The 9,196-nt window shown below is 67.0% G+C and carries 6 protein-coding genes; 2 read left to right on the top strand and 4 right to left on the bottom strand.

All coding sequences use genetic code 11. From position 1 onward, the window contains the following. Window positions 1-191: 191 nt before the first annotated feature. Window positions 192-596, top strand: a complete 405-nt coding sequence (gene msrB / locus HMPREF1137_RS08605) for a peptide-methionine (R)-S-oxide reductase MsrB (protein WP_009054397.1) — start codon at window positions 192-194, stop codon at window positions 594-596. After that, the gene (locus HMPREF1137_RS08600; protein ID WP_009054409.1) at window positions 593-1,453 is read left to right on the top strand and encodes an EamA family transporter; all 861 of its coding nucleotides are present in this window, start codon (window positions 593-595) and stop codon (window positions 1,451-1,453) included. Before msrB ends, HMPREF1137_RS08600 begins: the two co-directional genes overlap by 4 nt. A gap of 276 nt (window positions 1,454-1,729) precedes the next feature. Here the strand turns inward: HMPREF1137_RS08600 and HMPREF1137_RS08595 are convergent, their stop codons facing one another. The 4 genes from HMPREF1137_RS08595 to HMPREF1137_RS10570 form a co-directional block, all read right to left on the bottom strand. Beyond that, window positions 1,730-2,974: a multidrug effflux MFS transporter gene (locus HMPREF1137_RS08595; RefSeq protein WP_009054365.1), complete on the bottom strand. Its 1,245-nt coding sequence runs from the start codon at window positions 2,972-2,974 to the stop codon at window positions 1,730-1,732. A 139-nt stretch (window positions 2,975-3,113) separates the two neighbouring features. Further along, on the bottom strand, window positions 3,114-5,186 hold the full coding sequence (locus HMPREF1137_RS08590) for an ADP-ribosylglycohydrolase family protein (RefSeq protein WP_009054371.1): 2,073 nt from the start codon (window positions 5,184-5,186) through the stop codon (window positions 3,114-3,116). 11 nt (window positions 5,187-5,197) lie between these two features. Then, window positions 5,198-6,271 (bottom strand): PfkB family carbohydrate kinase, encoded by a 1,074-nt coding sequence (locus tag HMPREF1137_RS10575; protein WP_231284097.1) that lies wholly within the window; start codon window positions 6,269-6,271, stop codon window positions 5,198-5,200. 12 nt (window positions 6,272-6,283) lie between these two features. Beyond that, window positions 6,284-9,196, bottom strand: a complete 2,913-nt coding sequence (locus HMPREF1137_RS10570; protein ID WP_009054387.1) for an ADP-ribosylglycohydrolase family protein — start codon at window positions 9,194-9,196, stop codon at window positions 6,284-6,286.

The following is a 9,196-nucleotide window of genomic DNA, read 5'->3' as shown; positions in this document are numbered from 1 at the left end:
ACGCACATACGTGCACGGGCGCGGGCGGTCCGCGACAATAGAGACATGACCGCTCCCGATCCCACCGCCCACAGCGAGATGCCCGGCCCGCAGCGGTGACCGCGGACTGAGCCCCCTCCTCGTCGATCGAGGCGCGTGAGGAAAGCGGCCGCACGCGTGCGAGGGCGCGGGCGGCGCGGGACAATAGATCCATGAACGCTACTGATCCCGCTGCCCGCACCGACGCCGAGTGGAAGAAGCTCCTGAGCCCCATGCGCTACCACGTGCTGCGTGAGGCCGGCACCGAGCGCCCCTTCACCGGTGAGCTCCTCGATGAGGCGCGCGTCGGCACCTACTCGTGCGCGGCCTGCGGATCCAAGCTCTTTGACTCCGACGCGAAATTCGACTCCTCCTGCGGGTGGCCCTCCTTCTTCCAGGCCCACGAGGGCGCGACCGTCGAGAACGTCGACACCAGCCACGGCATGATCCGCACCGAGGTGCGCTGCGCGACGTGCGGCTCCCACCTCGGCCACGTCTTCCCCGACGCGCCCGACCAGCCCACCGGCATGCGCTACTGCATGAACTCGGCGGCCCTCACTTTCGCGCCCGCCCAGTGAACGCGCCCGGCCGGCGCCCCGTCACCGACCGCGTCCCGCCTCAGCTCTACATCGTTGGCTCCGGCCTCATCCAGTACGTGGGCGCGGCGCTCGCGGTTATTGCCTTCGCGTCCGTCGAACCCGCCTCCGTCGCCTGGTGGCGCGTCCTGACCGGCGCGGTCGTCTTGCTCGCCTGGAAGCGTCCGTGGCGCGGCGGCCTCACGCGCTCGGACCTGGCGATTTCCGCGCTCTTCGGCATCATCATCCTGACGATGAACTCATCGTTCTACGAGTCGATCGCGCGCATCCCCCTGGGGACCGCCGTGTCCATCGAGTTCATCGGCCCCGTCGCCGTCGCCGTCATCAGGGGCCGCGGCTGGCGGCCGCGCATCGCCGCCGTCCTCGCGTTCGCGGGGGTGGCGTGCATCGGCGGGCTCGCCCTCGACCTCAGCGTGCCGAGCGTGCGCGTCGGTGTCGCCTGGATTCTCCTCGCGGCCCTCGCCTGGTCGGCCTACATCGTCGTCGGGCAGAAGGCCTCGACCACGCGCGACGGGGTCACGAACCTGGCGCTCGGATGCGCGTGGGGCACCCTGTTTTTCGCGCCCTTCCTCGGTCCGGGCGCGATGGCGGCCCTGGTCTCGTGGAAGTTGATCGCGATCGTCGTCGGGGTGGGCCTGCTGTCCACCGCGATTCCCTACACCTTCGAGGCGCTCGCGATGCGGCGCCTGGCAGCGTCGACCTTCGCGTTGTTCGCCGCGATCCTGCCGGCCACCTCCGCCCTGGTCGGGGCCGTCATGCTGCGCCAGATCCCCGGTGTCTTCGAACTCATCGGCCTGGTCCTGGTGTCAGTCGCGGTCTGGCTGGCCTCGCGCGAGTAAGGGCCGAGTGGTGGACGTTTTGCGGGTCGGGCAGCGCCATCCCAACTGATAGTCGTGGCCGGTCTATGAAAGATGGCGCCTTCCGCTGAATTCGTCGCGATGAGGTGCCCGATCCGGATAGGTTGTGACGATCCGGATAGGTTGTGACGATCCGGATAGGTTAATAACCTATCCGGATGCGCGTTACCTATCCGGATGTGTACAACCTATCCAGAATGTGCCGGTGCGCCGGGCGCGGGTGGTACCAAAACATGGTGGATGGGGTCTCGAAGCCACTCAGTCGAGGCTGAGCTGGCGAGGCGTGCGCTTGCCGCCGCGGGCGATCACCCAGAACGCGAACCATGCGCCCACCGAGCCGACGATCATGACGAGCACCATCGGCACGGCGCTGTCGCCGCCCGAGGTCGCCAGGGGAGCGGCGATGCCGTTCGCGATCGACTGGAACACGCCCATGACGGACGAGGCCGTGCCTGCGTGCTCGCGCGCCTCGCTCATGGCTTGCGCGCCCGAGTTACCGAAAATGAACGCAGTCGCCGTCATGATGAGGGCGAAGCCCACGCACGTGAGGATCAGCGGCAGGTCAAGGACGAACGTCGAGATCGCGAGTGTCACCACGCCGGTCGCGGCGATCGTGAGGCCCGTGATGATGAGCGTGCGCGGCGTGAAGTGCGAGATCAGGCGCACGTTGACCAGCGCGAAGCCCGTCGACAGCAGCGCATTAAACGCGAACACCCACGCGAAAGCCATGGGGGACAGGCCCAGCGGTCCCTGCAGCACGTACGTGGCGTTCGAGATGTATCCGAACATGCAGAAGCTTGAGAAGGCGTTGGTCAGCATGAAGCCCACGAAGGGGCGGATGCGCACGACCTGGACGAGGCCGTGGAAGAACCGCGGAATACCGCCGGGGTGGCGGCGCTCCTCGGGCAGGGACTCGGGCACGACGAACCACGCGAGGGTCGCCATCAGGAGCGTGAAGCCGGCGAGCAACCAGAAGATCACCCGCCACGTCGCGTGCGTGATGATGAACGCGCCGAGGACCGGGGCGAGCATCGGCGCGAAGCCAACGATCGCCTGGATGAGGCTCATCGCGCGAGCTAGCGTCTTGCCGTGCGCGACGTCGACGAGGATCGCGCGCGCCACCGAGGAGGCGACGCCGCCGCCGAGGCCCTGGAAGACTCGGCCCACGAGCAGCACCCAGATGCCCGGCGTAAACACGCAGATCATGGAGCCGACGAGGGCAATGATGCCGCCCGCGACGATGGGGCGGCGACGCCCGATCTGGTCCGAGATTGCGCCGCCCAAGACCTGCCCGGTCGCGTAGCCCACGAAGAAGGTCGTGAGCGTGAACCCGAGCATCGTCGAGTTCGTCGCCAGGTCCACCGTGATCTGGGGGAACGCCGCCGAGTACATGTCGGTCGCCATCGGCGGCACGGCGTTCTGCACGGCGAGCGTGATCAGCAGGGCAACCGTGAGCGCCCCGCCGACGATTCCGCCGCGGTCCCGGGTGTCGTTAGTCGTCATGGTGTGATTGTGCACCCTTTAGGGCGCTAAATAGACGCTGCGGTCGATTATTTGACGCATCTCGCACGTCGCAGGCGGTGACGTGCACACATGTGCGCAGGCGTGCAGCGCTCCTTCCGCGCGAACACCTGGACCGCGCTCACTCCTCGTCCGCGAGTGCCTCCAGCGCATCCGCCGCGGCCTCGATCTCCTCGCGCGTCGGGCACGAGGCCGGGCCGGGTGTCGCCGTGGCGAGGGCGCGCGCACACACTGCGAGCCGGATTGCCCGTTCGATAGGTAGGCCCCTGGCGAGGGATGCCGCGAAAACTCCGGAAAACACGTGCCTGGCCTCGAGTGGGTCCTCGGCCCCGAACGGCGGTGCCGGGCAGTGAGTGACCGTCGGCCAACTCAAATCTTTACCGCCGTAGTTAGGCCTGGCGAAGTAGGCCCCCTCCAGCCCCGACGGAACGAGCGCGTGGCAATCGAAGAGCCTGGCGGCCTCGAAAGCAGCGCCGCGGAAGGTGCGGCTGGCATCGAAGGCGGAGCGATCACCGGTGATGCCAGTGCCCATCCCCGCGACCTCATCTTGGCCAATAACGAAGACGGTGTTGTCGAAGGGAATGCCGGAGGGCATATTTCCTCGGGAGGACGTGTCGAGGACGAGGCGCGCATGTTCGGGCAGGCGCAGGAGCGCCTCGCGAGCGGCGTCATCGTTGCCCAGGTCGGTCGACGCGTATCCGTACGAGCCCGCAAACTCTCCGTCGTAGTAGAGCACGTCTGCCGGGCCCATCGTCTGGGTGAACTCAGCCCACGCATGGGTTGGCACCGCGCACTTGTTTTTCATCGCCTTGACGATGTGGCGTTGCCCCGAGTTGTCGGTGATTGTCACGCGGTAGCCGTTGTCCATTCCCGGGATGCGCGGCCCCGCGTTGATGATGCCTTCTCGTTGCAGGATTTCCTCGATGAGTGAGGCGTGCGGTCCCTCGCCAATCGGGCCGAGCGAGACGGCCTCGAGCCCCATGCATCGAGCAGCGCGCAGGACCTCGATGCCTCCGACCAGCTCCATTCCCTCGTCGTCGCCCCACACGTCCCCACCCGGCTCGGGGAAGGAAGACACATGTAGCGACTGGTTGAGCACGAGCTGGCCCATGTAGGCGACGCGCCCCACGGGAGCATCTCCGCGCGTGGGACCGAGCGGAGTCGGCGGCGACACCTGCGTCAGCAGCGTCCGCCGTGTCATCAGGGTGGAGTCGGGATCCTCGAACGGGGAAGGTGCGTTGGGTGACTCCCAGGTTGGTGTAGCACCCTCATCGGAAGTGCCATCTTCGCCAGGAGCCTCATCCGCGGGCGCGGGGCGGCACGCGACGAGGCGCTCAGCGAGCGATGTCAGGTCGAGGTCGTTGACTTCCTCGACCTGCATCCAAGAGCCGCGCCGCAATTCGTGATGGCCCTTCGCTTCGCCGCAGAGAGCGCCGACGAGCGCGCTCATGAGGCTGGTGTCGCCGCCTATTCGCGTGATCCCGTAGCGCGAGAGCCAGTGCGTGAGGTACGTGCTCAGTCCGAAACACAGCGGGACCATGCGCGTGGGTTCCGGGGAGGAGCCGAATTGCTCCGTCAGTATCTGTGTGGGTGTCGTCGCCACCTGCATGGCGATGTTCATCGCCCGGCGCGTGGCCGCCACGACGTCTGGATCCGGGCTCCAGGTGCCGCGCGGTTCCAGGGATTCCACGAGGTGAAGGGCCTTCCACAGGTGGTTATGCCTCGTCGATAGCCTCTCCTGAGAGCCGTCCACCTGGAGGGAGACGCCAGCGGCGAGGAGGGCCGCCGCCTGGAACTCCTGCCGGGTGAGACCTTCCCCTCCGCAAGCCTCCCATACGGCCCGCGAGAAGGCCTCGGGGTCGGCCGTCGAGGTCGCGATCCCGACGGGAATGGCACGCACAAGCTGACGCCACCCCATCGGGGCAGTGTCCGCGCGGTCCCGGATGGTCGCCCCGGCCTCGTCGCCGAGAAGGGTCGAGGCAGCCGCCAGGATCTCGTGCGTCACCTCCGTGACCGTTCCCTCGGGAACGCCGGGCTTGGCGGGGTGGGTGATGTTGCGATCCCTCCATGTCGACGGCGGTCCGTAGGTGCGCTCGATCTCGTCGGGGGACATGCCACGGGTGGGCAACCCGGCCGCGTCACCGATCGCGCAGGCCAGCAGCACCGCCTGGGCGCGCTCAGAGCGTGTGTCCATGTTGCTTTCTCCTATTCCGCAGCTGTGTCCGCGGTGAGCGCGTCGGCGGCGGCCTCGATCTGGCTGCGCGGCGGGCACGAGGCCGGTCCGACGGCCGTCGTGGACAGCGCGCCCGCGCAGTTGGCCAGCAGGAGCGCCCTCTCCATGGGGATACCATGCCCGAGGGAGGCTGCCAGGACACCGGAGTGTGCGTCCCCCGCGCCGTTCGTGTCGATCGCCTCGACGTGAGGCGTCGGGATGTGGGCCGCATCCTCATTGCTGGCATTCGGCGCTGTCCCGGCGGGGCGCACAAAGTATGCCCCCGCCGCTCCCGCGCGCACGAGGACGGGATGGCCCAGCAGGCCGAGCATCGCGCGCGCCGCTTCGTGAGGCTCACGGCACCGGTCGCAGACGCTCGAATCCCCTCTCTGCTGACCAATCTCCTGAGCCTCCCTGTGGTTCATCGACACGATGACGTCGTCGGAGGGGAGATCGGACGGGATACCGATCACGGGGGAGACGTCGAGGAGGACGCGCACGCCCTCGGGCAGGACGCGCAGCGCCGCCTCCGCAGCCTCCTTGTTCGCGGGGTGGTCCATGAGATATCCGTCGACGTAGAGCACGTCGCCCGGGCTCATCGTGCGCACGAAGTCAGCCCACGCGCTCGCGGGTGCCATCGTCTCGGCGCCCTTTGTGGAGATGAAGGTGCGCTCGCCCGTGCGGTCCGTGAACGCGATGCAGAACCCGTTATCAATGCCCGCGATACGAGGCCCGAGGTCAGTGATCCCCTCGCGCGCGAGCGCTGCTTGGATGAGGGAGGAGTAGGGGCCGTCGCCGATCGGGCTGAGGGAGACGGCCTCGGCCCCCATGCGCCGCGCCGCCACGAGGGCATTGAAGCCACCGCCCACGTGCATTCCCTCGTCGATGGCCCACACGTCGCCACCGGGCGAGGGCAGAGCCTCGCCGCGCACGGCGAGGTCCACGAGGATCTGGCCCATGAGGACCACGCGTCCCGTGTGATCGTTACCGTCGGTGCCACCGTGACGGCTGGGTGTAGACGGTTCTGTGTCCGGTATTGAGCGGGCGGTATCAGAGGGTGGAATCATGCTGTTTTCTTCCTAGTTGGACGCCGCATCATCGGGGGAATTCCTCCGCGTGGAAGCAGGCTCACTCGTCTCCTCGGAGACGTACACCCGCCGTTCGACGAGGCGCTCGGACAGGGGAGCCACGCCCGGGTGGGAAACCCTCTCGATCGTGGCGAGGTTGTTGGGAGAGAACATCGTGACGCCGCGAATTGCCCCGAGAACGGCGCTGGAAATCGCCGCGATCACACTTGTCTCCCCGCCGAGGACGGCGGCGCTGACAGCAGTGGACTGTGATTCGTCCTTGAGAATAAGTGCGAAGGCAGCAGGAACCGACTGCGTCGGATCCGCAGACGTGCCGATCGACCCGCGCACGCGCTCGTAGATGTCATCACGGAAGTTGCGGACAGTTCCAATCGCCTTGCGCGTCGCCTGCAGCACGTCAGGCTCGCTGCTCGCGGAACCACGCGGGGGAAGAGCTGCCACGTAGTCGATAGCTTCTCCCAAGATGGAACCGATTCCACTGGCCCTGTAGTGTTTCTTGTCAATGCCCAAGGAGATTGCCGCGGCGACGAGAGCGGCTGCCTGGAACTCCTGCCGGGTGAGGTTCTCGTTTCCGCAGGCCTGCCACACGGCCTCCGCGAAGGCCTCGGCATCGGTCGTCACGGTCGCGATGCCCACCGGAATAGCGCGCAGGACGTAGCGAGAACCCGCCAGCTCATCACCCGCACGGTCCTCGGCTTCGACCCCGAGTGGGGAGGCACCTTCCGAGAGTAGCGCCGAGGCTGACGCGAGAACCTCGTGCGTGACGGCCGTGAGTGTTCCCGCGGGTGCTGCCGGCATCGTGGGGAGGGCGGTGGTCGAATCCGTCAAAAGCGGCAATGTGCGGCGCAGGTCCTCAACGAGTTCCGCCGACATCCCCTTGAAGAACATGCCGACTGCATCGCCGAACACGACTCCCGCCAGCGCCCCGAGAGCGTGCGTGCGGCGCTCCAGCTCAACATCGTCTCGCTCTGGCAGGGTGCGAGCCGCGGCCTCGATCTGTTCGCGCGTGGGGCACGAGGCCGGACCGGGCATCGTCGTGGCCAAGGCCCCCGCGCAGTTCGCAAGGACGATGCTTCGCTCTATCGCGTTCCCCTCAGCGAGGGCGGCCGCGAGGGCTCCCGTCCAGACGCTGTAAGACCCGTCGTGGTCGGTGGACACGACGGTGGGGGCTGGGAAACGGGTCCGTGGCTCGCTCGCCTCGCCCATCGCGTGGCGCGGTCGCGCGAGGAAGGACTCGTACGTCATCGTGCTGACCAGCGTGGAACGATGGAAGAGGGACAGGATGAAGCTCGCGGCGTGAGCAGGGACGTGGGAGGCATCGAAGGCGGTGCGATCGGACATGAATCGCTCACCCAAACGCTGTACCGACCCCTGGTCCAGCACCGTCAGGACGCTGTCGTTGCGAACATTACGCGGACCGATGAATGCTCCCGACATGTCTTGGATCACTCGCACGTGCTGGGGGAGATGGGCCAGCGCGTGCTCGGCCGCCGCTAGAACAGGTGGATTGGTTTCGATTCCCGCGTCGATGTAGAGCACGTCGGAGGGGCCCAAAGTGCGGATGAACTCGTCCCATGCATCCCGCGGCATGCCCGTGATTGTTTCTGTTTCGCCTGGTCCGAACTTTCTGGTGATAGGCGACATGAACCCGCTATCGCCCCCGGTCACCTGTGGTCCGACATTCACGATCCCTTCGCGTGCCAGTGCATCGGTGATGACTGAGGAGCGCGGGCCCTGCCCGATCGGGCTCAGAGAGATGACCTCGACCCCCATGGCGCGCGCCGCCAGCATGACCGTGAAGGGGCGTGAGAGATAGACACCCTTTCGGGTGGTCCACTCGTTCCCGGCGGGAATGGGGTCCTCCTCGGAGCCCCGGTCGTATCGAAGCATCAGTTCGGACATGACGATGACCCGGCCAGACGACGCCTCTGCAACGTTTGAATCCCGCTGTTCATCGGTGCTTGGGCCATCGGCAGCGGCGCGGGTGGACGCACCAGATTCAGAGGCCTCGAAGGGGGAAGGATCACGCCGGGGTACGCGCGGAATGGAATCGCCCAACGCTCGACGGATCCACTTGATGGGGGTGAGAGGATGCAGTTCGAGGAGCTGACCGGTGATCCCCAGCCAATCCGGCTGGGCGCCCTCAGAGCATTGCGCCAGATTGGGTTCTGGGAGTACGCCGGTTGGCTTGAAGATCCCAGAAAGCGTCTCTGCAACCGCCTCGCACAGCGCCGGAGATCCGCTCAACGCGAAGCACTTCGAGGCCTCGTCGGCGCCTTGTGGAGAGGCAGCCAAGAAGAAAGCGAGCGGAACGATCCGGCTGGAGGGAGCGCAGTCTGACAGCGTTTCCTGAAGTACGGGCGCGGGCGACGAGCGCAGATCAGATTGGGTATTGGCAACCGCCTTCAGGGTGCGCTGGGCCACCTCGAGCACGTCCGGGCTGCTGTCTGTTTCGCCGCGAGGGGTCATTGCGCTCACGACATCGACGGCGTCCCACAGGGGGTCGATGTAGGAAAGAGGACGGGTACGGATGCGGGTATTGATGCCGATGGACACCGCGGCAGCAAGAAGCGCGGCGGACTGAAACTCGTTCCGGCTCGTACACCCGCATACACGCCACACGGTCTCGGCGAATGCCTCGAGGTCAACCGTCGACAGCGCGATGCCGACCGGTATCGCGCACATGAGACGAGCATCAGCGCTCGCGGTGGTGGGTAGCTGCGTCCCGGAGTGGGTGGTGCAGTCCTCGCCCGGTGCTCGCAGCAGCTGGAGGGCAACGGCCATCGCCGAGGTTGCGACCTCGCAGCCAGGCCCATCGGACGCCTCGAGCGTGTCCGAATGTGCTGCGTCTGCGCGGGCCAAGCCTGCCAGCGCCCCGAGAGCGTAGGGGAGTCGTGGATCCAT

It is taken from the genome of Actinomyces sp. ICM39 (assembly GCF_000282935.1).
GTDB classification, from domain to species: domain Bacteria; phylum Actinomycetota; class Actinomycetes; order Actinomycetales; family Actinomycetaceae; genus Pauljensenia; species Pauljensenia odontolytica_B.
This window is presented reverse-complemented; position numbering and strand designations above follow the sequence as displayed.